Annotated in this window: 1 pseudogene; it reads left to right on the top strand. The window is 71.5% G+C overall.

Annotation, left to right across the window (positions count from 1 at the left end):
* Nucleotides 1-258, top strand: a pseudogene (locus QN345_RS19830) (flap endonuclease); the annotation flags it as partial.
* Between the last annotated feature and the right edge of the window lie 170 nt (nt 259-428).

Raw genomic sequence — 428 nt, forward strand, 5'->3', positions numbered from 1 at the left:
GCAGCGGCCGCCGATCCGGCCTCGGCGCTGGCAGCGGGTGTGCGCGGCAAGATCATCGCCGCCGCCGACTACCTCACGGTCGCCCCGACCGTCGTCAACGTCGTGCGCGACCTGAAGCTCCCGGCATTCGACGCCCGGATCCGCCCGAGCACCCCGGAGCAGGATGCCGAGCTCGACCGTCTCTCCGCCGAATGGGGCCTCACGACCGCGATGAAGCGCGTGCGAACCGCCCTGTTCGCTCTCACCGAGCTGCGATGAGCGGCACTCCCCGATACGCAGGCCAGAATCGGATGCCGGTGTAACCGCTGCCCAGTCTGGCGGAAGGGCCGCGTGCCGTTGGGCGCGATGTTGCGGTCAGCGGAGTCGGCGCGCTCGCCGTGAACGCCCGGCCAGTATGAGCACGAGTCCGACGCCGAGCAGCGCGCCGG

The sequence above is a fragment of the Cryobacterium sp. 10I1 genome (assembly GCF_035019805.1).
GTDB lineage: Bacteria > Actinomycetota > Actinomycetes > Actinomycetales > Microbacteriaceae > Cryobacterium > Cryobacterium glucosi.